Below are 25,665 nucleotides of genomic sequence, written 5' to 3' on the forward strand. Positions count from 1 at the left end.
TGACACGTGCGTTGACGTGTCAGGATTGTTCTCGTGGACGCCGTCTTCTGGATCGTTTTAGGTGTGGTATTGGCGGTCGCCGAGATATTCACGACGACGCTCTTCCTGATCATGTTCGGGGTCGGGGCGTTCGCCGCCGCCGGCGCCGCGGCGCTCGGTGCGCCGGTGGCGCTTCAGGTGGCGATCTTCGCGGTGGTGTCGGCGCTGTCGGTGGTGGTGGCCCGTCCGGTGGTCCGGCGGCACGCCCGGCCGGCCCTGGAGACCGGCGAGCAGCCGTTCGGGATCGAGGCGCTGGAAGGGGCCACCGCCGTGGTCCTGGAGGTGGTAGACGCCGAGCGGGGCATGGTCAAGATCGATGGTGAGCTGTGGACGGCCCGCTCGTACGACGCGACGCGCACGTATGCCGAGGGTGAGCGGGTGCAGGTGATAAAGGTCCGGGGCGCTACCGCCCTGGTATGGCAGGACGACATTTCCACCCCGGGCGAGCTGCCCGAAGCGAAAAGGTGAACGGTATGGAGTTTCTGGCGATCCTGATGATCGCGGTGGCGTTGATCGGTGTGGTGACGCTGTTCAAGGCGGTACGGATCGTGCCGCAGCAGCGGCAGGACGTGGTGGAGCGGCTCGGTAAGTACAAGCGCACGCTCAACCCCGGCCTCAACCTGCTGGTGCCGTTCGTCGACGCGGTTCGCACCAAGGTCGACATGCGGGAGCAGGTGGTCAGCTTCCCGCCGCAGCCGGTGATCACCTCGGACAACCTCGTGGTTTCGATCGACACCGTGCTCTACTTCAAGGTCGTCGACTCGGTCCGGGCGACCTACGAGATCTCCAGCTTCCTCCAGGCCATCGAGCAGCTGACCGTCACCACGTTGCGTAACGTCATCGGCTCGCTGGACCTGGAGCGGGCGCTGACCAGCCGCGACGAGATCAACAGGCACCTCTCCGGGGTGCTGGACGAGACCACCGGCCGCTGGGGCATCAAGGTGACCCGGGTCGAGATCAAGGCGATCGAGCCGCCGGCAAGCATCCGCGACTCGATGGAGAAGCAGATGCGCGCCGAGCGGGACCGCCGGGCGGCGATCCTCACCGCCGAGGGTCACAAGCAGTCGGTGATCCTCACCGCCGAGGGTGACAAGCAGTCGGCGGTGCTGCGCGCCGACGGTGACCGGCAGGCCCGGATCCTGCAGGCCGAGGGTCAGGCGAAGGCGATCCGTACCGTCTTCGACGCCATCCACCAGGCGAACCCGAGCCAGAAGGTGCTCGCCTACCAGTACCTGCAGGCACTCCCGCAGATCGCCCAGGGCAGCGCCAACAAGGTCTGGATCGTGCCGGCAGAGCTGACCAAGGCCCTGGAGGGCATGGGCGGCGCGCTCGGTGGGCTGAGCCAGATGGTGGGGGACCTGCCCGCACCGGAGGCGGCCGAACACGCGAGTCAGGTGGAGCAGGAGGCCGCGGAGGCGGCGCAGGCCGCGGCAGACGCCGCCCAGCAGATCCACGACGAGGTACGTGTCGCCGAGGCGCAGGCCACCGGCGGCAACACCCCGCAGGGTCTGCCCGCGCCGGAGCCGGTGTCACCGGCCAGCCTGGTGAACGACCCGGCGGACCAGCGCGAGCGGGGCTGACCGGCAAATCCGAGAATCCCTCATGCGGCGCTCCGGCGGCTGCCACCATCAGTCCTGAGGACGGGTGGTGAGCAGGGCCGGAGCGCCGTCGCGCGTCCCGGGCCGCCCGCGGCGCGAACGAGGTGAGGCATGAAGGACCCGGCGAACCGGCTGTTCTCCCGTACCCCCGTCCCCGGCGCGCACGACCCCGCCGGACCGATCGGCTCCCGGCGTACCGGAGGGGGTTTCGGGGTCCTGCCGTTCGTCTCCGAGCCGGGCCCGGGGGCGCCGGCTACCGACGCGACCTGGGCCTGGTCGATCCGCCGGTTCGCCCGCGCGGCGGTCTGGCTGCTGCCGGCGTACGCGGTCCTCTACGGCGTGGTGGCGATGGCCAGCGACGGCGGCGTGGGCAACGACCCGTATCCGGCCGACGGCCGGCCGCTCTACCTGGTCGGCTGGGTGGCCTCGGTGTGGCTCGGGCTGCTCGCCCTGCTCGCGCTCACCGGCCTGCTCGCCGCCACCCGCTGCCGCCGCGTCGCGCTGGCCGGGCTGCTGGCCAGCATCGGCGGGATGGTGCTGATGCTGCCGTTCGCCGGGCTGGCCGAGCAGACGCCGGTGTTCGGGGTGACCGCGCGCGGCATCGTGCTGTTCGGCGCCACGCTCTACAGCGCCGGCTGGTTCCTCACCGGCTGGTCGGTCGCCCGGTCCGGGATGTTCTCCTACGGCGACGGGACCATGCTGATGATCGCCGCCCCGCTGCTCGGCCTGGGCGGCGCGCTGATCGGCTCGCTCCAGACGTTCGGCGCGATCTTCGTACTGGTCGCGGGCATCGGCATCGGCTACCGCGGCGGCCGCCTGGTGCCCGAGACCATCGCCCGGGACGCGGCCGCGGCGAGCGTCGCCGCCGCACCCGTGCCGCCCGCGTCACCGAAGGGGCCACTCGGGGCGGGATGACCGGTTCTCCAGCTGAACGGTCGCCGTGAGGTAACTGACAGTTGCCTGGCGGGGTGGCCGGTAGGCGGCTTTCGTGGCAATCCTGGAGTCCATGCCGTCTCCCAGGTCGCCGCTGTCGCGGCTGTTCACCGTGCTGCTGGCCGGCCTGCTCGCCGGGCTCGTTCTCGCGGTCGCCGCGCTGCCCGGCGGCCTGCTCGGCGGGTTCGCCGCCCGGGCGGCGCTCGGCGCGTACGCGGACCTGCCGGACGCGCTGCGCACCCCCGTGCAGCCGCAGCGCTCCTACCTCTACGCCAACGACGGCAAGACGCTGATCACCACGTTCTACGACGTGAACCGCACCGACGTGCCGCTGGCCGAGATCGCCCCGGCGATGCGGCAGGCGATCATCGCGGCCGAGGACCGGCGGTTCTACTCGCACGGCGGCACGGACCTGCGCGGCATCGCCCGCGCGCTGGTGGCGAACGTCAAGGGTGGCGGCACCGAGCAGGGCGGCTCCACGCTGACCATGCAGTACGTCCGCAACGTGCTCAAGACCGACCCGAACCGCACCGCCGAGGAGCGGCAGGCCGCCACCGAGCAGACCGTCGGGCGCAAGCTCCAGGAGATCCGGTACGCGAACGCGCTGGAGCAGTCGCTGTCCAAGGACGAGATCCTCAACCGCTACCTCAACATCGCGTACTTCGGCTCCGGCGCGTACGGCGTCGCCGCCGCGAGCCAGCGCTACTTCGGCAAGGCCCCGGCCGACCTGACGCTGGGCGAGGCGGCGCTGCTCGCCGGCCTGGTCCAGTCGCCCGAGGCGTACAGCCCGATCGACGGCGACAAGGGCCAGGCGCTGGTCCGGCGCGGGTACGTGCTCGACGCGATGGCCGAGACCGGCGCGATCACCCCGGCGCAGGCCACCGCGGCGAAGGCCGAGGCGCTGACGCTGCGCCCGACCGCCCAGCCCAACGGCTGCACCGCCACCGCCCAGGGGCACGACGACTGGGGCTTCTTCTGCGACTACCTGCGCCGCTGGTGGCTCACCCAGCCGGCCTTCGGCAGCACCCCCGAGGAGCGGGAGCAGGCGCTGCGCCGCGGCGGCTACCGGGTCGTCACCACGCTCGACGCGAAGATCCAGCAGACCGCGCAGGAGCAGGCCACCAAGGTCTACGGGTACGGCAACAAGCGCGCGCTGCCGATCGCGGCGGTCGAGCCCGGCACCGGCCGGGTGCTCGCCATGGCGGTGAACCGGCACTACAGCCTCGACGCCAACCCCGCCGGGCAGGCCAACCGCCCGAACACGGTCAACCCGCTGATCTCCGGCGGCGCCAGCGTCGACGGCTACCAGGCCGGCTCGACGTTCAAGATGTTCACCATGCTGGCCGCGCTCGAGGCCGGCAAGCCGCTGTCCACCGGCTTCGACGCCCCGAGCCGGCTGCCCACCCGGTACGCCTCGGACGACGAGGGCAACTGCAACGGCACGTGGTGCCCGGCGAACGCCAACCCGCAGTGGATGGACGGTTACCGGATGATGTGGGACGGCTTCGGCCGCTCCGTCAACACGTACTTCGTCTGGCTGGCCGAACAGGTCGGCGAGGACAAGGTGGTGGAGATGGCCCAGCGCCTCGGCATCACCTTCCGGGCCGACTCCGACGCCGCGTTCGCCCGCGACAACGCCGCCAACTGGGGCGCGTTCACCCTCGGCGTGGCCGCCACCACTCCGCTGGACCTGGCGAACGCGTACGCCACGGTGGCCGCCGAGGGCACGTACTGCACGCCGCTGCCGGTGGTCTCGGTGACCACGCCCGACGGCCGCCCCGTCGACGTGGCGCAGCCGTCCTGCAAGCGGGTGCTCGACCCGGACGTGGCCCGCGCCGCCACCGACGCGGCCCGCTGCCCGGTCGGCCAGCAGTCCTCGTTCGGGCAGTGCAACGGCGGCACCGCCACCGCCGTCGACCGGATCGTCGGCCGCCCGGTGGCCGGCAAGACCGGCAGCTCGGAGCGGAACGCCACCGAGACGTTCGTCGGGTTCACCCCGCAGGTCGCCGTGGCCGGGATCGCGGCCAACCCGGACGACGTCACCGACCTGGTCGGCTCCGCCGTGCAGGCGAAGGTGATCGACGCGGTGGCCCGGACCATCAGGACGGCGCTCACCGGCAAGCCGGTGGCCGACTTCACCGCCCCGAGCCGCACGATGGTCGGCGACCCGCAGCGCCCCCGCCCTCGCCCGCAACCCGAACGCCGCGAGCCGCGCGAGCAGCGCGAGGACAGCGAGCTGCCCTCCGACGTCCTCCGCTGGCTGCGCGACCGCGGGTAAGGAAGGGCCCCTTCTTAACGCCTCCGGTAGAGGAGGGGCCCCTTATTAACACCGCGCGCACCACCGCGCGCGCTCACCGCGCCGCGCGCACCACCCCGTCCAGTGCGGCGGCCACCTCGTCCGGGCCGGCGTCGCCGTCGAGCGCCACGAACGTGCCGAAGTCCGGCAACGCCCGGTAGGCGGCGTCCAGCGCGCGCAGGTGCGCCAGTTCCTCGGTGTCGATGCCCCGCGCGGCCACCCGCCGCTGGGCCACCTCCGGCGAGGTGGCCAGGAAGCACACCACGTCCGGGCGGGGGAAGACCGCGTACGCGGCGCGCACCACGCGCCGTCCCCGGTCACCCCGGGCCGTCATGATCACGTCCTGGCACCAGGTCCACCGGTCCAGCACCGCCACCCGTCCGGTCAGGCGGGCCGCCGCCACGGTCCGGGCCATCGCCAGCGCGCGCACCGTCGCCTCCAGGGCCGGATAGAGGGTACGGCCGAACAGCGCCACCCCGTCCGGACGGCCGAGCGCCCGGGCCAGCCGGTTCCACAGCGGCCGTCCACCGGCGTTCTCGAAGTACCGCGCCCGGACACCCCGCTCGCACAGCCGCGCCGCGAGTGCCTTGGCCTGGGTGGTCTTGCCGGAGCCATCGACGCCGATCAGGGCGATCATCACAGGGTGGGCCACACACCCGGATGTTAGCGCCGGCCGGCACGGCCACTGATGATCGACTTGTGATCGACCGGTGACGCCGATCGACAGGCTGGGCTCGCCTTCCGGAACCGCGGAAGGCGCACCCGAATCGAGGAGGCGTCCATGGAGAAGGCCACGATCGAGCAGGCCGGCAAGAAGAAGCTCTCGCTGAAGGTCCGCAAGCTGGAGCGGCTGGAGACCACCGTCATCCGCGAGAGCAACGGCGCCTGATCCGCCGCGGCACCCCGGTCGCCATGACGCACCCCCGGCGACCGGGGTGCCGCTTCCCGTCGTGACGGCCGTCCCGCCTTCCGCCGAGCATTGTGAGGTTGCGGTGCCCATGCTCAAGCCGCGTGTCAAGAGTGTCCACGAGCCCTACACCCTGCCGGGGAACCGGCTGATCATCGGTCTGATGCAGTACGGCGTCGCGTCGGAGATCCAGGACGACGAGGACGGCACGATCGCCCGCATCCTGACGTTGCTGGACGGCACCCGGGACGTGGCCCAGGTCTGCGCGGACCTCGCCGAGACGCACCCGGGCATCGACGGGGAAAGCGTCCGCGAGGTGGTGGAGCAGCTCATCGCGCAGGGCTACGTCGAGGACGCCGCGGCCCCGCTGCCCGACGGGTTCACCGCGGAGGCCGCGCAGCGCTACGACCGGGCCCGGCACTTCTACGCCTGGATCGACACCCAGCCGCGCCGCTCGCCCTTCGAGGTGCAGGCGCGCATCGGGCGTGCCCGGGTCACCGTGCTCGGTCTCGGCGGCACCGGTACCGCCGTCGCGGCCGGGCTCGTCGCCAGCGGCGTGGGCGGCCTGCATTGCGCCGACTTCGACGTCGTCGACGAGCCGAACCTGACCCGCCAGCTTCTCTACACCGAGAACGACCTGGGCCAGCCGAAGGTGAAGGTCGCCGTGGACCGGCTGCGGGCGATGAACTCGCACGTCGAGGTGACAGGGGAGGAGTGCCAGGTGCGCTCCGCCGACGACCTGGTGCCGCTGATGAACGGGCGGGACGCCTTCGTCCTCTGCGCGGACCGGCCCGTCGACCACATCCAGGACTGGACGAACGAGGCGGCCCTGCGTACCGGCACGCCGTGGTTCATGGCGCTCTACACCGGGCCGATGACAGTCGTCGGCTCGTTCCTTCCGGGCCGTACCGGCTGCCACACCTGCCTGAGGCGGCGGCCGGACAAGCACGAGATCCAGACCGACGGCTCGCCGCTGCGCGGCGGGGAACGGCCGAACGCGGTGATCGCCGCCACCGCCAACGTGACCGGTCACCTCTGCGCGCTGGAGGTGCTCTACCACCTCGCCGGGCTGCCCCAGCAGGTCGCCGGGCGGGTCTTCCACCAGAACGTCGCGCGCTGGGACCACCACTACTTCATCGACGTGCCGCGGGACCCCGGCTGCCCCTCGTGCGGCCCGGACAGCGCGTGAGGCCCGGGCGATGACCGCCGTCGAGATCGAGGCCGTACCGGCGGTGGGCGCCGCGACGCGGGTGCGGTTCCACCCGCTGCGGATCCGGCCCTCCGACGACGACCCGGACTCGGTGGTGGTGGGCCGGCCGGACGTCGGCGAGTTCGTGGAGCTGCCCGCGATCGGTGCCCGGGCCGTCGAACTGCTCGACGCCGGCGTGCCGGTCGGCGCGGCCGAGGAACGCATCGCCGCCGACCACGACGTCGACCTCGATCTCGTGGACCTGGTGCTCGCGCTGCGGGACGCGGGCCTGGTCGCCGAGGTCGACGGCCGTCCCTCCGGCGCCGGCCACCGCGAGGACCGGCCACATCTGCCCCGCCTGCGGGCCCGGCACGTGCGGTGGCTCTTCGGCCCCGCCGCGAAGGTGGCCTACCTCGCGCTGGTCGCGGCGACGCTGGCCACAGTGGTACGCCGCCCCGAGTTGCTGCCGTCGTACCGGGACTTCTTCTGGACCGACTACGTCGGCCTGGCCGTGCTCGTCAACACCGCTCTGTTCTCCGTGACGGCCGTGCTGCACGAGTTCAGCCACCTGGTCGCGGCCCGGTCGCTCGGCGCGCCGGCCCGGATCCGGTTCGCCACCCGGCTGCACCATCTGGTCCTGGAGACCGACGTGACAGCGATCTGGTCGGTGCCGCGCCGCTACCGGTACCGCGTCTACCTCAGCGGCGTGCTCTGGGACCTCGCCGTCGTCTGCGTCGCGCTGCTGGTCGTCGCGTACGCCCGGCCGCACCCGCTCGCCGAGGGGCTGCTGTCCGCGGTCGTGCTGGTGATCGTCATGTCGATGGTGCTGCAACTGCACGTCTACATGCGTACCGACTGCTACTTCGTCCTGCTCGACCTGCTGCGGTGCCGCAACCTGTTCCAGGACGGCTTCGCGTACGCCCGGCACGTGCTGCGCCGCTGCCTCCACGCGGCGCTGCCCGGCCGGGTGGCGGCGTCCACCGGCGACCCGTCCGCCGTCCTGCCGCCGCACGAGCGCCGCGCGGTGCGGATCTACGCGGTGGCGGTGGTGCTGGGCAGCGCCGTCGCGCTGTCCAGCTTCCTCGTGTTCGGCGTCCCGATCGTCGTGCACGGCGCGATCCAGGCCGGCTCGGCGGTGCTGGCCGGTGCCACCGGCGGAAGCCTGCTCGCGGCAGTGGACGGCGCGGTGGTCCTCGTCGTCGAGGGCACGCTCCAGGCGATATTCCTGGTCACGTTCTACCGCCGGCACTCCCGGCGTCGCCGGGCCGGGGCCGCCGCCGCCCCCTGACAGTGCGCGAACTCGTCTAGGGTGTGGCCGGAGGGCGATCACGGTCCATCGTGGCCGCCCGGGTCCGCGCGCTTCGGGGGGAGCGAATGGTGCCGGCGGTCATGTTTCGGCTGCTCGGCCCGGTCGAGGTCTGCCTCGACGAGCGGACCGTACGCGTCGGCGGCCCCCGCAGCCGGGCCATGCTCGCCGCGTTGCTGCTGGAGGCCAACCGGGTCGTCCCGGTGTCCCGCCTGATGGACGCCGCCTGGGGCGACCATCCTCCGGCCAGCGCGGACGTCCAGGTCCGCAACCGGGTGGCCGCCGTGCGGCGGGCCCTGCGCGCGGCCGGTCTGGACGCCATCGGCACCCACGGCTCCGGATACCTGCTCACCGTCGCCGAGGGGCAGCTCGACCTGGACGTCTTCGAGGAACGGGTCCGCCGGGCCGAGTCGCGACTCGACCAGGGCGCGCCGGAGGAGGCCGTGTCCGGCCTGCGGGAGGCGCTGGCGATGTGGCGGGGCCCGGCGCTCGACGGCCTGCGTACACCCGTGCTGAGCGCGGCGGCGCAGCGCCTCGACGAACGGCGGATGACTGTGGTCGAACGCTGCCTCGACCTGGAACTGGGCCTCGGCCGGTACGACGAGGTGATCGGCCACCTGACCGAGCTGGTCGAGGCGTACCCCTGGCGGGAGCCGCTCGTCGGCCAGCTCATGCGGGCCCTCTACCGGGCGGACCGGCAGGGCGAGGCGCTGGACCGCTTCGAACAGCTACGCCGCCGCCTGGCCGAGGAACTCGGCGTCGACCCGACGGCGCAGTTGACGGCGCTGCGCGATTTGATCCTGCGCAACGACCCCAGCCTCCGGTCGACGTCCGGCGGTGCCGGGCCGGTCGTCGTGCCGGCGGGCGGAAGATCCGGTCCGGAGCAGCCGCGCCGATCCGGCGACGCCCCGGGCACCGTCGGGGCCCGCCCCGGCGGCCCGCCGGTCCGGATGCTCCCGGCCGTCCTCACCGACTTCGTCGGCCGCCAGGAGCAGGTGGCGGCGATCCTCGAAGGGCTCCCGGAGCGGCCGGCGGTCGCGGTGGCGGCGATCAGCGGCCTGCCCGGCGTGGGCAAGACCGCCCTGGCGGTCCGGATCGCCCACCGCCTCGGCCCGGCGTACCCCGGTCCGCACCTCTACGTCGACCTGAACGGGCACGACCAGCCGCTATCCCCGGCCGAAGTGCTCGGACGGTTCCTGCGGGCGCTCGGCGTACCCGGTGTGGAGATGCCGGCGGACCTGGACGAACGCGCGGCGTTGTTCCGCGCGGCGATGGCCGGACGGCCCGGCCTGGTGCTGCTGGACAACGCGGCGGACGCGGCGCAGGTACGGCCGCTGCTGCCCGGCACGGACGCCGTCGTCCTGGTCACGAGCCGGCGCGCGCTCGTGGACGTCGACGGCGCCCACCGGCTGCGGCTGGGCCCGCTGCCCGAGGCGGAGGCGCTGCGGCTGCTCGCCGGCATCGTCGGCGCGGACCGCGTCGCCGCCGAGCCCGGGCCGGCTGCGGACGTCGTCCGCCACTGCGGGCTGCTGCCGCTGGCCGTGCGCATCGCCGGCGCCCGGCTGGCGATACCCGACCTGCTGTCCCTGCGGCAGGCGGCGGATCAGCTCGCCGAACTCGCGCACCGGCTGGACCATCTCACCCGCGCCGACCGCAGCGTCCGGGCGGCGTTCCACTCGGCGTACGTCGCACTGGACGAGCCGGCCCGCGCGATGCTGCGCCGGCTCGCCCTGCTGGACCTCGACGACGTCCCGCCGTGGCTGCCGGCCGTGCTGCTGCCGGACGTCGAGGACGCGGCGGGCGCGGTCACCGCCCTGGTCGAGGCGAACCTGGCCGAGGTGACCGGACCGGACGACCTGGGCCAGCGCCGCTACCACCTCCACGACCTGGTCCGGGCCTTCGCCCGGGAACGCGCGGCCCGGGAGGAGGGGCCGCAGGAGCGGGTACGGCTGCTGCGGCGCGTCTTCGGCGCCTGGCTGACGCTCGCCGAGCAGGCCCGGCTGGCACTCAGCCAGGAGGGCGGCGCCGGTATCGTCGCCGACCTGCCGAGGTCACCGGCGGCCACCGGCGAGCACCTGGGCGATCCGAAGCGCTGGTTCGGCGCCGAGCGGGCCGCCCTGCTCGCCACCGTCGAGCAGGCCGCCGCGACGCCCGGCCTGGAGGACTACTCCTGGGCGCTGGCCTGGCACTGCGACTACTACCTGTTCGTCGACGCCCGGCTGGACGAGCTGACCCGGGTCACCGAGACCGGTCTGACGGCCGCCGAGCGTCGGCGGCATCCGGAGGGGATCGCCCGGCTACGCCTCTGCGTGGCGTTCGCAGCCCTGCTGCGCGGTGACCTGACCGCCGCGCTCGGGCACGTGCGGGCCGCCGCCGAGGTGGCCGAGACGCTGGCGCAGCCCTGGCTGCGCGCCGACATCGCCGGGGTCGAGAACCAGGTGTACGAGGGCATGGGCGACCGGGCGGCCGCCCGCGCCAGCCTCGTCCGTTCCATCGAGCTGTACCAGGAGGCCGGCGACCCGGTCGCCGCCGGACCGAAACTCGTCCGGCTGGGCGTGCTCCAGTTGCAGGAGGGCGATCCGGCCGCCGGGGAGACGCTCGCCCGGGCCGTCGCGCTGCTGCGGGCCGCCGGCACGCCCCGGCCGCTCGCGTTCGGCCTGCGCGCGTCGGGCCGCTGGCACGATCACCGCGGCGCGGTGGATGAGGCCCGGGCGGCGTACCTGGAAGCCCTGGATCTGGTCCGGCGGCACGGTGACCGGCTCGGTGAGGTGGCGCTGCTCAGCGAGGTCGCCGCGATGCTCGCGGGGCACGGCCGGCTGGGCGAGGCGGCCGGGTACGCCGACACCGCCCTGGCGCAGGCCCGTAAGACGCGGGTCGCGGCGTACCTGGCCTACGCCCGGTACGCCCAGGGACGGATCAGCCTGATGTCGGGCGAGCCGGCGCGGGCGCGGGTCCTGCTCGAACAGGCGGCCGGCGACCTGACGGCCAGCCCGCCGCTGCAGGTGGAGGCCCTGATGGACCTGGCCCGGGCGGTGGAGCGGCTGACCGGGGCCGCGGCAGCCCGGGACGTCTGGCGGCGCGCCCACGCGGTGGCTGCCCGGATCGGGGCCACCGCCACGGCGAACGAGATCGAGCGGCGGCTGACCGGACCGTAGCCTGGCCGGGAGTGGTCAGCGGGCCGGGAGTCGTCTGTCCGGCCGACAGCCGTCGCGGCCGGGTTGTCGGATCCGGCCGGACGGCTCCGACCCACCGGCGAGCGCGCCCGACCGGGACGCGCCGCAACGCGGAGGAACACATCATGGGCACTGTCATCTACTGGGTGCACACGTCGGTCGACGGCTTCATCGAGGGGCCGAACGGCGAGTTCGACTGGACGGAGATGGGGGACGAGCTGTCCGCGTACTCCATCGACCTGTCCGAGCGGGCCGGCGCCTTCGCCTACGGCCGGCGGGTGTGGGAGATGATGTCCGGCTACTGGCCGCAGGTCGAGTCGATCTCCGACCACCCGCACGACCTGGCGTTCGCGCCGATCTGGCGGCGTACCCCGAAGATCGTGGTCTCCCGGACGCTCGCCGAGGCGGACCACGGCGCCCGGGTGGTCGGCGGCGGTGACCTGGCCGCCGAGGTGGCCGCGGTGCGCGACGGGCTCGACGGCTACCTGCTGCTCACCGGCGGGACCGGCGCGGCGGCGTCGCTGACCGCGCTCGGGCTGGTCGACGAGTTCCACGTGATCGTGCACCCGGTGCTGCTCGGCGGCGGCAAGCGGCTGCTGCCGGACCTGGACCGGCGGAGCCTGCGGCTGACCGGCACGCGGACCTTCGACGAGCGGTCCGTGCTGCTGAGCTACGAGCGGGCCTGACGGTCAGCGGCGGTCAGCGGCCCCGGCGGCGGGGCCGGTACGTGGCGAGCGCGGCCGGCACGCCGCGCCGCACGATGCCGGCCCGATCGCTGTCGCCGCGCAGCACCGCGGCGGCGGTCTTGCGGGCCTGCTCGGCGGTGAAGTGCGGCGGCAGCATCAGCTCGGCCGGGTCCACCACCGCGTTGACCACGACCGGGCGGTCCGCGTCGAGCACCCGCTGCCACAGCCCGTCCACCCGGCCGGGCGAGTCGACCAGCTCACCGCCGAGGCCCAGCACCTCCGCCCACCTGTGGTACGCCACGTCCGGCAGGTCCTGGCTGTCCGGGAACATCGGCGTGCCCTCGCCGGAGCGCTGCTCCCAGCTGACGAACGCGAGATCCCGGTTGTTGAGCACCAGCACCACGAACCGGGGATCGGACCACTCCCGCCAGTACCTCGCCACCGTGATCAGTTCGTTGACGCCGTTCATCTGCATCGCCCCGTCGCCGAGCAGCGCGATCACCGGCCGGTCCGGGTGGGCGAACTTCGCCGCCAGCGCGTACGGCATCCCGCCGCCCATGGACAGCAGCGTGCCGGAGAGGCTGGCCAGCATGCCGGGGCGGACCCGTACGTGCCGGGCGTACCAGGCGGTGGCGGTGCCGCAGTCCACGGCGAGCATGGCGTCCTCGGGCAGCGCGTCGTCGAGCGTGGCGAACAGCGACTGCGGGTTGACCGGGTCGGCCGGCTGGGCGGCGACCTCCCGCTGCGAGGCCCGCCACTTGCCGGTGGCGTCGGCGATGGTGGCCCGCCACGCGGTCGGGCCCGGCCCCGGGCCCAGCTCCTTGAGCAGGGCGCGCAGCGTCGGCCCGGCGTCGCCGGTCAGGTTCACCTCGGTCGGGTAGCGCAACCCCATCCGGGTGCCGTCGATGTCGATCTGCACCGCCCTGGCCTGGCCCTCCGGCGGGTAGAACTCCGAGTACGGCATCTGGCTGCCGACGATCAGCAGCCGGTCGCACTCGCGCATGAGCTGCCAGCTCGGGCGGCTGCCGAGCAGGCCGATCGCGCCGGTCACCCACGGCTGGCGGTGGTCGACGGCGGTGAAGCCGAGCAGCGCGGTGGCGACCCCGGCGCCGAGGCGGTCGGCGATCCGGCGTACCTCGTCCTCGGCGCCCAGCGCGCCCTGCCCGACCAGCATCGCCACCCGCTCGCCACCGCGCAGCGCCTCGGCCGCGCGGCGCACGTCGGCCTCCGGGGGCACCGTCGGCTCGCTGCTCGGCACCGCGCTGGTGTGGTAGTAGCCGTGGGCGTGCGGCGGGTGCGGCACCGCCGGCAGGTCCTGCACGTCGGAGGGGAGGACCAGGGCGGTCACGGTACGCCGGGCCAGCGCCGTGCGGCACGCCCGGTCCACCAGGTGCCGGGCCTGGGACGGGTCGTCGAGCTGGGCCAGGAAGGCCGACGCCACGTCCTTGTAGAGCGAGAGCAGGTCCACCTCCTGGTAGTAGCCGCCGCCCTCGGCGGGCAGCGCGGTGTGCCCGAGCAGCGCCACCACCGGCTGGTGGTCGAGTTTGGCGTCGTACAGGCCGTTCAGGGCGTGGATCGCCCCCGGACCGCTGGTCACCACCACGCAGCCGAGCGGGCCGCCGCCGTACTTGACGTGCGCGCCGGCCGCGAATCCGGCGGTCTCCTCGTGCCGTACCTGGATGAACCGGGCCCGTCCCTCGGCGCGTTGCAGCGCGGAGGTCATGCCGTTGATCCCGTCGCCCGGGTAGCCGTAGTAGCGGTGCACGCCCCATTCGGCGAGCCGGGCCACCAGGTAGTCGGCGACGGTGGCGTCGCGGGGGAGGTCGCCGTCGTGATCCGCGCCCATCGTGGTCCCTCCGTCGCGTCGGCCTTCGGCTCCGTTCCCAGCCCGGGACGGCGGAAACCCGGCCCGTGCCGGGGCGACCGGGCGGGCCGGTGCAGAATCGCCTGGTGCCCGTTCACGAGATCACCGACCCCGACGACGACCGGATCGCCGACTACCGCGCGCTCACCGACGTGGAGCTGCGTACCCGCTGGGAACCGCCGCACGGGCTGTTCATCGCCGAGGGGGAACTGGTGCTGCGGCGGGCGCTGCGGGCCGGCTACCCGGCCCGGTCGTACCTGGTCGACGCCAAGCGGGTCGACCAGCTCGCCGACCTGGACACCGGTGACGCGCCGGTGTACGCGGCCACGCCGGACGTGCTCCAGCGCGCCACCGGCTTCCACGTGCACCGGGGCGTGCTCGCGTCGTTCCACCGCGGGCCGCTGCGCTCGGCCGACGAGGTGCTGGCCGCCGCCCGGCGGGTGGTGATCCTGGAGGACGTCAACAACCACACCAACCTCGGCGCGATCTTCCGGGGCGCCGCCGCGCTCGGCGTCGACGCGGTGCTGCTCTCCCCGACCTGCGCCGACCCGCTCTACCGGCGCAGCGTACGGGTCAGCATGGGCGAGGTGTTCGCGGTGCCGTACGCCAAGCTCGACCGCTGGCCGGCAGGGCTGGACCAGGTCCGGGCGGCCGGGTTCACGGTGCTCGCGATGACGCCGGCGCCGGACGCCGTACCGATGCAGCGGCTGACCCCGGCGCAGCGCGAGCGGGCGGCGCTGCTGCTCGGTGCCGAGGGGCCGGGGCTGACCGCGGCGGCGCAGGCCGCCAGCGACGTACGGGTGGTGATCCCGATGCGGCGCGGCGTCGACTCGCTGAACGTGGCCGCCGCCGCGGCGGTGGCGTTCTGGGAGCTGGGGCGCGAGGACGCGCTCTGACCCACCCGGCTTGCATGACCATGCGAGTCCGTGCATAATCTTCCTTGTGTCCAAGGTTCTCACCTCCCTGCCCATCGGCGAACGTGTCGGCATCGCCTTCTCCGGCGGCCTCGACACCTCGGTAGCCGTCGCGTGGATGCGCGACAAGGGCGCCGTCCCCTGCGCCTACACCGCCGACATCGGCCAGTACGACGAGCCCGACATCGCGTCGGTGCCCGGCCGCGCGCTCAGCTACGGCGCCGAGGTCGCCCGCCTCGTCGACTGCCGCGCCGCGCTGGTCGAGGAAGGGCTGGCGGCGCTGACCTGCGGCGCCTTCCACATCCGCTCCGGCGGACGGGCCTACTTCAACACCACGCCGCTGGGCCGGGCCGTCACCGGCACGCTGCTGGTCCGCGCGATGATCGCCGACGACGTGCAGATCTGGGGCGACGGCTCCACGTTCAAGGGCAACGACATCGAGCGGTTCTACCGGTACGGCCTGCTCGCCAACCCCCAGCTGCGGATCTACAAGCCGTGGCTGGACACCGACTTCGTCACCGAGCTTGGTGGCCGCACCGAGATGTCGGAGTGGCTGCTGGAGCGCGGCCTGCCCTACCGGGACAGCACCGAGAAGGCGTACTCCACCGACGCCAACATCTGGGGCGCCACCCACGAGGCCAAGACCCTCGAACACCTGGACACCGGCATCGAGACGGTCGAGCCGATCATGGGCGTCAAGTTCTGGGACCCGTCGGTGGAGATCCCCACCGAGGACGTCACCGTCGGCTTCGACCAGGGCCGCCCGGTGACGATCAACGGCAAGGAGTTCGGCAGCGCCGTCGACCTGGTGCTGGAGGCCAACGCCATCGGCGGCCGGCACGGCCTGGGCATGTCCGACCAGATCGAGAACCGGATCATCGAGGCCAAGAGCCGGGGCATCTACGAGGCCCCCGGGATGGCGCTGCTGCACGCCGCGTACGAGCGGCTCGTCAACGCCATCCACAACGAGGACACGCTGGCGAACTACCACAACGAGGGCCGCCGCCTCGGCCGCCTCATGTACGAGGGCCGCTGGCTCGACCCGCAGGCGCTGATGCTCCGCGAGTCGCTGCAGCGCTGGGTCGGCACGGCGGTCACCGGTGAGGTCACGCTGCGGCTGCGCCGGGGCGAGGACTACTCGATCCTGGACACCACCGGGCCCGCGTTCAGCTATCACCCGGACAAGCTGTCGATGGAGCGTACCCAGGACTCGGCGTTCGGCCCGGCCGACCGGATCGGTCAGCTCACCATGCGCAACCTCGACATCGCCGACTCCCGGGCCAAGCTGGAGCAGTACGCCTTCGTCGGCATGGTCGGCGGCGGCACCCCGCAGCGGGTCGTCGGCGCCGCCCAGGCGGCCTCGACCGGGCTGATCGGCGCCATGCCGCAGGGCGGCGCGGAGGCCATCGCGTCCCGGGGCGTGCCCACCGCCGAGGACGAGGCGCTCGACCGCGCCGCGATGGAGTTCGGCGTCGACTGATCGCCGCGGCTCGTTCCGTCTGCCCGCCCGCCGGTCCCCGCCTTCTCGGCGGGCCGGCGGGCGGTGTGGCTTTCGGCAACGGTGGTGACGCAGGGTAGCGTATCGCCCGTGTTCCCTACCGTGCGTGAGGTGCTGGACCTGGTGCCCGTGCGCAACGGCGCGCCCCGCCTGGTCGCCGGGAACGCCGGACTGGACCGGCCGGTGCGGTGGGTGCACATCGCCGAGGTGCCGGACATCGCCACCCTGCTCGGCGGCGGGGAACTCGTCCTCACCACCGGGATCGGCCTGCCGGCCGACGACGCCGGGCTCCGCGAGTTCATCGGCACCCTGGCCGACGTCGGCGCCTCCGGGCTCGCGGTCGAGCTGGGCCGCCGGTACCTCACCGGAGTGCCCCGGGTGATGGCCGCCGCCGCCGAACGCCGCGGCCTGCCCCTGATCGAGCTGCGGCGGGGCACCCCGTTCGTCCGCATCACCGAGGCGGTGCACGCGCTGATCGTGGACGCCCAGCTCACCGAGCTGCGCGCCACCGAGGAGATCCACCAGCGGTTCACCGACCTGTCGGTGGAGGGCGCCGAACCGGCCGAGGTGCTGCGGCAGGCCGCCGAGCTGGCCGGCTGCCCGATGGTGCTGGAGAACCTGTCCCGGCAGGTGCTGGCGTACGACCCGGCGGGGGAGAACGCCGAACTGCTGCTGGACGGCTGGGAACGGCACTCGCGGCAGATCCGCCCGGCCGGGCGCACCGCGTACGACCCGGACAGCGGCTGGCTGGTCACCACCGTCGGCGCGCGGGGACAGGACTGGGGACGGCTGCTGCTGCGCTGGCCGGCCACCGAGTCCACCCCGCCGACCCGGCTGACCATCCTGATCGAACGGGCCGCCTCCACGCTCGCCCTGGGCCGGCTCATCCGGCGCGACGCCGAGGGCCTGGAACGGCAGATCCACCGGACGCTGCTGACGGCCCTGATCGACCACACCCGCCCGGTGGACGAGGTGGCGCTGCGGGCCAAGGCGCTCGGCGTCGTCCTGGACCGCCGGCACCTGGTCGGGGTGGTGGTCCGGCACCGCGCCGACGAGCCCGCCGGTGATCCGGGCGCCCTCGACGACGAGGCCACCCCCGCCCGGCGCGGCACGCGCCGCGACACCGACGCGGAAGGTCCGCAAGCCGGTCCGGCCCGCCTGCGCGACCTCGCCGAGGCGGTCAGCCAGGCCGTCCGCGACGCCAAGCTCACCGCGCTGACCAGCCCGCTCGACGACCAGGCGGTGGGCGCGCTGCTGGCGCTGCCCGACCCGGCCGCCGAGGAGAAGGCACTCGCCGCGTTCGCCACGGCGTTGCGTCGGGTACGCCTCGACGCCGCCCCCGCCGCCCGCTCCGCCGTCCGCCCCGCCGACGTCCCGGACCGGCCCGTCGCAGGCCGAGCCCTGGCGTCCGGGAACGGGCGGCCCGTCGACGCGCCGGCTCGGGCGGCGATCGTGGTGGCGGCCGGATCCGGCGTGAGCAGCCTGCGCGAGGCACGCCGTTCGCTGATCGAGGCGCGGCAGGTCGCCGAGGCGGCCCGGCGGGATCCCCGGGATCTGTCCTGCTACCGGCTGCCGCATGTCGGGCTGGCCGGCCTGCTGCACCTGCTGCGTGACGAGCCCCGGTTGCAGACGTTCGTCGAACGCGAACTCGGGCCACTGCTCGCCCACGACGCCCGGCATCCCCGGGAGCAGTTGCTCGGCACCCTGCGGGCGTATCTGGAGCAGGGGCGGAACAAGTCGGCCGCCGCGTCCGCCGCGCACCTGTCCCGGCCGGCGTTCTACGAGCGGCTGGCCCGCATCGGCCGCATCCTCGACGCCGACCTCGACTCGGTCGACAGATGCCTCTCCCTGCACGTGGCCCTGCTGGCCCTGGACGCCATCCGCACCCCCTGACCGCGGGTCAGGCCAGGGCGGTGAGGGTTTTGGCGTACCGGACGGGGACGAAGCTCTCGCCGCCGGGGGTGAACACGTCGGAGTTCGCGGCCGACTGCCAGGCGGTGTCGGGCAGCGCCGCCACCAGGGCGCGTACCACCGGAGCGTCGCGCCACTGGTCCTGCTGGGCGAGCAGGCTCAGCGCGACCACCGACTCCTCCACCTCGCCCACGCACTCGAACGGCTTGTGCCCGTCGATGCCGAGCAACTCCCGGTAGCCGGGGACCTGGGACTCGTCGGCCAGCAGGTCACCGCCGAAGATGCCGGTCAGCCGCTCCCGGGGCATGAACGGCGCCATGGCCAGGAACACGAACCGGCACTTCGGGCAGTCGCGGCACCAGCGCTCGCTCGCGTCGCGCAGCTTGAACGCGGCGTTGCAACTGGTCACCACCGCGTCGTACCGGTCGATCTCGGCGAACAGCCGGGCGATGTGCAGTTCGGACAGGGAGCGCAGCAACGAGAAGTACGGCTCGGTGAGCCCGGCGTGCTCGGCCAGCGCCGCGCGCAGCAGCCCTTCGGCCTCGACGCCCTTCGACCACTGGTGGTTGATCTCGTGGCCGTTCCAGATCAGGTTCGGGTCGGAGGCGGAACGCTCGTTGGACATCACCACCGGCCCGAGCCCGTGCAGGACGGCGGTGGCCACCGCGATCAGCGAGTTGATCGCCGTGACCGGGATGTGCCCGTTGCGCGCGCCGGCGGCGTTCAGCTCGAACAGCACCGGGTCCAGCCGCCGCCGGGCGGCCAGCGGCACCAGGTCCGACGCCTCGTTCACCGACACGATCACGTGGTTCGGGTTGACCGAGAACGGCACCGGGTCGAGGCCGGCGTGGCGCAGCGCCTCCAGCGTGACGATGGAGTCCTTGCCGCCGCCCACCGCCGAGAGCGGACGGCGGTCGGAGTTGTCCACCGGCGCCGCCGGATCCACGGTGCCGGACGGCACCTCGGGACGCAGCTCCAGCACGTGCGGCAGCTCGTTGCGGTACGCGTACTCGGCGAGGCCCTTGGTGTAGACGGCGGTGACCAGCTCGACGGCGGCGGTGCCCAGCGGCGCGGGCAGCACCAGCCGGGGCGGCGCGGCGGCCTTGTAGTAGCTGACGCCGGCGACCACGTGCAGCAGCTCCAGCACCCGGGCCAGGGTGGCCGCGGTGGCGTCGGTGACCGGCTCGGCCGGCAGCGGAAGCGTGATCACCTCGGTGAACCGCTGCTCGCCGTCGGGACCGGTCAGGGCGTAGTCGAACAGGACCTCGCCGGTGGCGAAGTCGATCGAGTAGGACGGGAAGGTGAAGGCGTCCATCCGCCGCAGCTGCTCGTTGGGCACACGCCATACTAGGCCCTGGTTCGTCCGTCCGTGTCCGGCTGGGCCGGACCCTGCCCGCCGTGCGTCGACCGAGTCCGAGGAGAGCCCGTGCGCCTGTCTGATCTGCGCGGACGTCATGTCGCCGTCTGGGGTGCCGGCCGCGAGGGCCGGGCCGCGGTGACAGCGATCGCCGCGCACGGGCCGGCCGGCCTGGTCGTCGTCGACGACAGCGCGAACTTCCTCACGCTGCCCTGGGACGGTCCGCTCGCCGCCGCGGCGCCGCTCGTCACCGGCGAGGAGGGCTTCGCGCGCCTGGCCGCGGCCGACGTGGTGGTCCGCTCGCCGGGCGTGCCGAACACCCACCCGTGGATGGTGGAGCTGCGCCGCCGGTCCGTGCTCGTCACGCAGGGCAGCGCGCTGTGGATGGCCGACCACGCGGACCGGACCGTGGGGGTGACCGGCAGCAAGGGCAAGAGCACCACGTCCAGCCTGATCAGTCACCTGCTCACCGCGATGGACCGGCCGAACGTGTTCGGCGGCAACATCGGGGTGCCGCTGCTGGACCTGCCCGAGGCGGAGCTGTACGTGCTGGAGCTGTCCAGCTACCAGTGCTCCGACCTGACCGACTCGCCGCGGGTGGCGGTGGTGACCGCGCTGTTCCCCGAGCACCTGGACGCGCACGGCGGCGAGCGGGAGTACTACCGGGACAAGCTGAACCTGATCGCGCACGGCCCGCACGCCGTGGTGGTCAACGGCGCCGACCCGCGCCTGGCGACGGAGCTGGGTGACCGGGCCGCGATCCGGACCGGCGGGCCGGAGACCACGCACGTCGCCACCGGGCCGGACGGCACGCAGTGGTTCCACCTGCGGGACACGCCGCTGTTCCCGCGCGCGGTGCTGCCGCTGGTCGGGCGGCACAACGAGGGCAACCTCTGCGTCGCGCTCGCCGCGCTGGAGGCGCTCGGCATCGACGTGGTGGCGCGTAAGGACAGCCTCGCGGTGGCGGTGGCCGAGTTCCAGGGCCTGGCGCACCGGCTCACCGAGATCGCCGACCCGTCCGGGCTCACGTTCGTCGACGACACGCTCGCCACCAGCCCGTACGCGGCCATGCACGCGATCGACGCGTACGAGGGGCGGCCGTTGACCGTGATCGTCGGCGGCGCCGACCGAGGGCTGGACTACAGCCCGCTGCGCGCCCACCTGGCCGACCGGGAGATCACCGTGATCGGCGTGCCGGACAGCGGCCCCCGCATCGTGGAGGCGCTGTCCGGGCTGCCGTCGGTGCGTACCGAGCTGGCCGACGACCTGGTCGCCGCCGTCGGGCTGTCCCGCAAGCTCACCCCGGCCGGCGGGGTGGTGCTGCTGTCCCCGGCCGCGCCGAGCTACGGCAGGTTCCGCAACTTCGAGCACCGCTCCGAGGTGTTCGCGCAGGCGGTGGCCGACACCGCCCGCTGAGTCAGCCGCGGTCGGCCCGGGCGTTCCCCGGCGGCCCCGGCTCGGCCGACAGGAGCGCTTCGAGCGACTCGGTGGGCGCCGAGCTGTCCACCGGCTCGCGCGGCGCGGGCGCCGTGCCGCCGTCCGCCGTCTCGGCGGGCGTCGCCTCGGCGGGCCCGGCCGCCGGACCGGCGTGGGTGGTCCGTCGCTTGACCGGCGTCCAGGCGAACGCGAGCGCCCCGCCGACGAGCGCCAGCAGCATGCCGACCAGGAAGCCGCCCAGGTTCGAGGTGAGCCAGGAGACCAGCCCGAGTACGAGGGAGACCACCGCGTAGAAGACGCGTTGCTGCGGTGTGGTGATCAGCAGTACGCCGCAGATGACCAGGATGAGGGGGACCAGGTACGCGGCCAGCCCTTGCGGCCCGACGTGCAGCAGCACCCCGAGCGGCGCGCGCAGTGTCACGAGCATCTCCGCGCCGCCGAGCGCGATGAGCAGCCCGGCGGTGAACGGCCGGGCCCGGCGCCAGCGCCGCCAGCGTGTGCGGACGCCGGCGGCGGGCGCCGAGTGCTGTCCCGCGGTCACGTCAGCACCCTTCGGAGCTGAAGCCCATGCGCAGGTTGGGCAGCGTGAAGATCGCGGCGGTGGTGGCGTAGTTGTTCTGCCGCAGGTTGGTGATGGTCACGGTGTCGGCCTGCTGGGCGAACACGCCCGGGTTGCCCTTGACGCCGGGGACCTTGTCGACGGTGCTGGCGTCCTGCCCGACGTCGATGTTCTTGAAGGAGGCGTTACCGGCGACCTCGTCACCGTCGACCACGAGCGTGCGGGCGGTCACCGGCTTTCCGGAATTGCCGGCGGTGATCCGCAGATTCGTACCGCCCAGGTTGATGCTCTGGCAGAGATTGGTCAGTTCGGCCTTGTCGATGGCCGAGACGATCACGAGCACCTGCCCGCCGGTGTCGCCCTGGTTGGGGCTGTCCGGGATCATCTGGTCGAGCGTGGCGAACTGCTCGAAGCCGGTGCCCTCCAGTTTGTCGGCGGTGACGGTGAACGGCATGCCCGAGATGGCGAACTGCGCGCCGAGCACACCCTGCGCGGTCAGCACCACCATGCCGGCCGCGCCGGCCGCCACGGCGCCGAGCGTGACGGCGAACCGGCGCCAGCGCACGCCGCTTCGCGGTTGATCGGTCTCGATCTCCTCGATCTGCTCCGACATGCCGGCCCCTTTCGAGATCAATTCATCCGGGACGATGTGAATGGGATTCGCAGGATGTGCGCGCCGAGGGCGCAGGCCGAAGTTACCGCTGAGTAAAGATGCGGTCAACTGTCTGTAGCAGATCGTTGGGCGGCATTTGCCAAAAGCGGCCAAAGTGAAAAACCGCTGCGGTTTCCATCGCTCAGGGCTGGCCGGCGGGCGCACAGGGCGCGGTGGCGGCCGGACCGTCGTCCGCCCGGGCCGCCCGGGCGACGCGGCCCGCCTCCCGGGTGCCGAGGAACGGCGCGGTGGCCGCGTACGTGAGCGCCGGCAGCAGCAGCGGCAGCTCCTCGGCCCGCCCCTGCGCCACGCGCTCGCGGATGGTGGTGTGGACGCCTCCGACCACTGTGGACAGAAGTGCCTCCCGGTCCACCTCGGCCGGCGCCGGTCCGGCGTCGGCGAAGAACCGGCGGAAGCTGTGCAGCAGCGCGTCGCGCTCCCGGCGGGCGTCCGGGCCGGCCGCGTCCACCTCGACGAGCGCCATCCGGGCGAAGGCGGGCACGCTCGCCAGCACGTCGAGCAGCGTGCGCAGCGCCGCCCGGGCGGCCTGGGGCCAGGCCGGTCCCGCGTCGCGGTAGGCGTCCTCCATCAGGTGCGAGACGACCGCGATGCCGTGCCGGTACGCGGCCAGGAAAGCGTCCTGCTTGCCGCTGAACAGCGCGTAGAACGCGGGCCGGGTGACGCCGGCGGCGTGGCAGATGTCGCTGACCCGGGCGTTGTCGTACCCCCGGGTGGCGACCTCCCGGACCAGCCCGTCGAAGAGGCGGTCGCGCTGGGTCGCCGCGACCTCCTCGGCCGGCACGCGGCGCGGGCCGCGCTTGATGGCGCGGTCCGGGTCGCGGCCGTGGCGGGCGCCCGGCAGGGGTACGGGCGCCGGCGACGGCCGGCTCGGCACTGTCACCTATCGACCTCTCTTGATGCGTTGACTTTACGACCCTCCGAGGTTTATAACTTTCGACACGCTCAGTTCACGTCTCGTCACGGCTGGTGATCACTCCTCATCGGTCACCGAACGCGTCGAAGGAGGGCCGGATGGCTGCCATTATCGCCGCGCGGAACCGTCCCCCCAAGGCCGGAGAGATCCAGGTGACGCGGCGACGCCGCACTGCGCCACGCCGCCCGGCCCGCTGAGGCCGCGACGGCGCACCACCACCATCGGCGGCCCGATCCCGGCCGCCGTACCCCACCGGCTCCGTCCATCCGGGACGCCGCCGGCACCTGTCCCACCGCCGGAAGGAACAACCATGCCCAGGTACGGACGCATCGGCGCGGGCCTCGCAGCCCTGGCGCTGCTGACCGGTCTGGTCGGCGCCGCTCCCGCCACCGCCGCCCCCGCCTCCTCGCTCGCCAGTGCCGTGCTGACCTACCCGACCGCCGGCGGCACCGCCGTGTCGGTGGGCGACGTCATCAAGGCCAGCCTGCGCAGCGGCACGAACGCCACGTTCTACTCGTCGACCAGCGGCACCACCGGCATCAAGTGCGCCGCGTCCAGCTTCAGCGCCAAGGTGCTGACCAACCCGACCGCGCCCGGCACCGCGACGGAGAGCCTGACCGCGCAGTCGTTCGCCAGCTGCACCACGAACGTCTTCGGCACCACCGGCGTGCAGAGCGTGACCGTCAACAACCTGCCGTACACCACGTCGGTCACCAGCGCCGGCACGGTCACCATCGCCGGCACGGCGGCGGCGCCGATCCAGAGCACCGTCGTGCTCAACTCGCTGCTCGGCGCGATCACCTGCGTCTACCGCACCAGCACGAACACGCTCACCGGTACGGCGTCGAACGCCACCAACTCGATCAGCTTCACCAACCAGACCCTGACCAAGTTCTCCGGCCCGTCGCTGTGCTTCGGCACCGCGTACTTCACCGCGTCGTACTCGCCGGTGAAGGACACCAGCAAGACCGGCAGCCCGGCTGTCTTCGTCAACTGACACCCGGCTCGGGCCGGTGCGCGGCGCTTCGCCGGGCACCGGCCCACTGCCGCGCACTTGTCCCCGTCTCCCGGTGGTGGCAGCGTGCGGAGACCTACCGCCGCTGAAGGGTGCGCCGATGACCTCCGACGACCTGCTGGCCCGGCACCGGGCCGTGCTCCCGTCCTGGATGCCCCTCTACTACGCCGAACCGCTGGAACTGGTGTCCGGCTCCGGCCGCCGGGTCACCGACGCGGCCGGCCGGACCTATCTGGACTTCTTCGGCGGGGTGTTGACCACCATGGTCGGCCACGACATCCCGGAGATCCGGGAGGCGGTCGAACGGCAGCTGCGCACCGGCCTCGTGCACACCTCCACGCTCTACCTGATCCGGCAGCAGGTCGAGCTGGCCGAGAAGATCGCCCAGCTCTCCGGCATCCCGGACGCCCGCGTCTTCTTCACCAACTCCGGCACCGAGGCGAACGAGGCGGCGCTGCTCGTCGCCACCAACCACCGGCGCTCGCACCAGATCCTCGCGGTCCGCAACAGCTACCACGGCCGGTCGTACGCGACCATGGGCGTCACCGGCAACCGCGGGTGGTCGGCCAGCGCGCTCAACCCGTTGGCGGTGGCCTGGCTGCACTCCGGTGAACGGCTGCGCGGGCTGCTGGCCCGGCTCGACGAGGGCGACCGGGTCGACGCGGCGGTCGAGGACCTGCGCGAGGTGCTCGCCACCCAGACCGCCGGCGACGTGGCCTGCCTGATCGCCGAGCCGGTCCAGGGCGTGGGCGGCTTCGTGCACGGCCCGGACGGTCTCCTCGCCGCCTGGAAGAAGGTGCTCGACGAGCACGGCATCCTGCTGATCAGCGACGAGGTGCAGACCGGGTGGGGTCGTACCGGCGAGCACTTCTGGGGCTACCAGGCGCACGGCGTGACGCCGGACCTGCTCACCTTCGCCAAGGGCATCGGCAACGGCTTCGCGCTCGCCGGTGTGGTCGGCCGCGCCGAGGTGCTGGAGTCGGTGCCGGCGATCAGCTTCTCCACCTTCGGCGGCAACCCGGTCTCCACCGCCGCCGGCAACGCGGTGCTCGACTACCTGCTCGACCACGATCTCCAAGGCAACGCCGCCCGGGTCGGCGCGATCCTGGGCGACGGCCTGCGTGCGGCCACCGCCGGGCTGGACCAGGTCGCCGAGGTACGCGGCAAGGGCCTGATGCTCGCCGTCGAGTTCGTCCACCCCGGAACCGTGGAGCCGGACGCGGCGCTGACCACCCGCGTCTTCGAGGCGTGCCGCGCGGGCGGCCTGCTGGTGGGCAAGGGCGGCCTGTACGGCAACGTGATCCGGATGGGCCCGCCGCTGACGCTCACCGAGGACGAGGCGCGGGAGGGCCTGGCGATCCTGGTCGAGGCCGTCCGCGCCGCGATCGGGACGTGAG

Annotated in this window: 20 protein-coding genes; 14 read left to right on the top strand and 6 right to left on the bottom strand. The window is 73.4% G+C overall.

Annotation, left to right across the window (positions count from 1 at the left end; all coding sequences use genetic code 11):
• Nucleotides 1-33 precede the first annotated feature (33 nt).
• The 4 genes from ACFYON_RS01445 to ACFYON_RS01460 all read left to right on the top strand — a co-directional run bounded on the left by ACFYON_RS01445 (nt 34) and on the right by ACFYON_RS01460 (nt 4,848).
• Nucleotides 34-507 carry an NfeD family protein gene (locus tag ACFYON_RS01445; RefSeq protein ID WP_354873269.1) on the top strand — a complete coding sequence of 158 codons (474 nt, stop codon included), beginning with the start codon at nt 34-36 and terminating at the stop codon, nt 505-507.
• Between the two features lie 5 nt (nt 508-512).
• Nucleotides 513-1,619 (top strand): SPFH domain-containing protein, encoded by a 1,107-nt coding sequence (locus ACFYON_RS01450; RefSeq protein WP_354873267.1) that lies wholly within the window; start codon nt 513-515, stop codon nt 1,617-1,619.
• 129 nt (nt 1,620-1,748) lie between these two features.
• Nucleotides 1,749-2,552, top strand: a complete 804-nt coding sequence (locus tag ACFYON_RS01455) for a hypothetical protein (protein WP_354873265.1) — start codon at nt 1,749-1,751, stop codon at nt 2,550-2,552.
• A 91-nt stretch (nt 2,553-2,643) separates the two neighbouring features.
• Complete coding sequence (locus ACFYON_RS01460; RefSeq protein ID WP_357707542.1) at nt 2,644-4,848, top strand: transglycosylase domain-containing protein; 2,205 nt, start codon at nt 2,644-2,646, stop codon at nt 4,846-4,848.
• Between the two features lie 73 nt (nt 4,849-4,921).
• On the opposite strand, the gene ACFYON_RS01465 is transcribed toward ACFYON_RS01460, so the two are convergent.
• Entirely contained in the window at nt 4,922-5,518 is a 597-nt protein-coding gene (locus tag ACFYON_RS01465) for a thymidylate kinase (RefSeq protein ID WP_354873261.1), read from the bottom strand.
• Nucleotides 5,519-5,864: 346 nt separating this feature from the next.
• On the opposite strand from ACFYON_RS01465, the gene ACFYON_RS01470 reads away from it, so the two are divergent.
• The 4 genes from ACFYON_RS01470 (at nt 5,865) to ACFYON_RS01485 (ending at nt 12,127) form a co-directional block, all read left to right on the top strand.
• Nucleotides 5,865-6,962 carry a TOMM precursor leader peptide-binding protein gene (locus ACFYON_RS01470; protein WP_387320448.1) on the top strand — a complete coding sequence of 366 codons (1,098 nt, stop codon included), beginning with the start codon at nt 5,865-5,867 and terminating at the stop codon, nt 6,960-6,962.
• Between the two features lie 10 nt (nt 6,963-6,972).
• Nucleotides 6,973-8,250, top strand: a complete 1,278-nt coding sequence (locus ACFYON_RS01475) for a hypothetical protein (RefSeq protein ID WP_354873257.1) — start codon at nt 6,973-6,975, stop codon at nt 8,248-8,250.
• Between the two features lie 101 nt (nt 8,251-8,351).
• Nucleotides 8,352-11,423 carry a BTAD domain-containing putative transcriptional regulator gene (locus tag ACFYON_RS01480; RefSeq protein ID WP_354873255.1) on the top strand — a complete coding sequence of 1,024 codons (3,072 nt, stop codon included), beginning with the start codon at nt 8,352-8,354 and terminating at the stop codon, nt 11,421-11,423.
• 143 nt (nt 11,424-11,566) lie between these two features.
• Nucleotides 11,567-12,127, top strand: coding sequence for a dihydrofolate reductase family protein (locus ACFYON_RS01485; RefSeq protein ID WP_387320450.1), 561 nt, complete (start codon nt 11,567-11,569; stop codon nt 12,125-12,127).
• A 13-nt stretch (nt 12,128-12,140) separates the two neighbouring features.
• Here the strand turns inward: ACFYON_RS01485 and ACFYON_RS01490 are convergent, their stop codons facing one another.
• Nucleotides 12,141-13,973, bottom strand: coding sequence for a thiamine pyrophosphate-requiring protein (locus ACFYON_RS01490; RefSeq protein ID WP_387320453.1), 1,833 nt, complete (start codon nt 13,971-13,973; stop codon nt 12,141-12,143).
• Between the two features lie 104 nt (nt 13,974-14,077).
• On the opposite strand from ACFYON_RS01490, the gene ACFYON_RS01495 reads away from it, so the two are divergent.
• The 3 genes from ACFYON_RS01495 to ACFYON_RS01505 all read left to right on the top strand — a co-directional run bounded on the left by ACFYON_RS01495 (nt 14,078) and on the right by ACFYON_RS01505 (nt 18,296).
• A complete protein-coding gene (locus tag ACFYON_RS01495; protein ID WP_354873249.1) occupies nt 14,078-14,887 on the top strand; it encodes an RNA methyltransferase in 810 nt (269 codons plus the stop codon).
• Nucleotides 14,888-14,933: 46 nt separating this feature from the next.
• Complete coding sequence (argG, locus tag ACFYON_RS01500) at nt 14,934-16,385, top strand: argininosuccinate synthase (protein ID WP_354873247.1); 1,452 nt, start codon at nt 14,934-14,936, stop codon at nt 16,383-16,385.
• A gap of 108 nt (nt 16,386-16,493) precedes the next feature.
• Nucleotides 16,494-18,296, top strand: coding sequence for a PucR family transcriptional regulator ligand-binding domain-containing protein (locus ACFYON_RS01505; protein WP_354873245.1), 1,803 nt, complete (start codon nt 16,494-16,496; stop codon nt 18,294-18,296).
• A gap of 7 nt (nt 18,297-18,303) precedes the next feature.
• Here the strand turns inward: ACFYON_RS01505 and ACFYON_RS01510 are convergent, their stop codons facing one another.
• The gene (locus ACFYON_RS01510; RefSeq protein ID WP_354873243.1) at nt 18,304-19,653 is read right to left on the bottom strand and encodes a hypothetical protein; all 1,350 of its coding nucleotides are present in this window, start codon (nt 19,651-19,653) and stop codon (nt 18,304-18,306) included.
• An 87-nt stretch (nt 19,654-19,740) separates the two neighbouring features.
• Here ACFYON_RS01510 and murD point away from each other — a divergent pair, with 87 nt between their 5' ends.
• On the top strand, nt 19,741-21,087 hold the full coding sequence (gene murD / locus ACFYON_RS01515) for a UDP-N-acetylmuramoyl-L-alanine--D-glutamate ligase (protein WP_387320455.1): 1,347 nt from the start codon (nt 19,741-19,743) through the stop codon (nt 21,085-21,087).
• A 1-nt stretch (nt 21,088) separates the two neighbouring features.
• Here the strand turns inward: murD and ACFYON_RS01520 are convergent, their stop codons facing one another.
• The 3 genes from ACFYON_RS01520 to ACFYON_RS01530 form a co-directional block, all read right to left on the bottom strand.
• Entirely contained in the window at nt 21,089-21,649 is a 561-nt protein-coding gene (locus tag ACFYON_RS01520) for a DUF6114 domain-containing protein (RefSeq protein WP_387320457.1), read from the bottom strand.
• A 1-nt stretch (nt 21,650) separates the two neighbouring features.
• Nucleotides 21,651-22,280 carry a DUF6230 family protein gene (locus ACFYON_RS01525; RefSeq protein WP_387320459.1) on the bottom strand — a complete coding sequence of 210 codons (630 nt, stop codon included), beginning with the start codon at nt 22,278-22,280 and terminating at the stop codon, nt 21,651-21,653.
• A 181-nt stretch (nt 22,281-22,461) separates the two neighbouring features.
• Complete coding sequence (locus tag ACFYON_RS01530; protein WP_387320462.1) at nt 22,462-23,220, bottom strand: TetR/AcrR family transcriptional regulator; 759 nt, start codon at nt 23,218-23,220, stop codon at nt 22,462-22,464.
• 343 nt (nt 23,221-23,563) lie between these two features.
• Here ACFYON_RS01530 and ACFYON_RS01535 point away from each other — a divergent pair, with 343 nt between their 5' ends.
• A complete protein-coding gene (locus ACFYON_RS01535; RefSeq protein WP_354873233.1) occupies nt 23,564-24,250 on the top strand; it encodes a Tat pathway signal sequence domain protein in 687 nt (228 codons plus the stop codon).
• A gap of 118 nt (nt 24,251-24,368) precedes the next feature.
• Nucleotides 24,369-25,664, top strand: a complete 1,296-nt coding sequence (locus ACFYON_RS01540) for an aspartate aminotransferase family protein (protein WP_354873231.1) — start codon at nt 24,369-24,371, stop codon at nt 25,662-25,664.
• The last annotated feature ends 1 nt before the right edge of the window (nt 25,665 follow it).

The organism is Micromonospora sp. NPDC005686 (assembly GCF_042871665.1).
In the GTDB taxonomy this organism is placed as follows: Bacteria; Actinomycetota; Actinomycetes; order Mycobacteriales; family Micromonosporaceae; genus Micromonospora.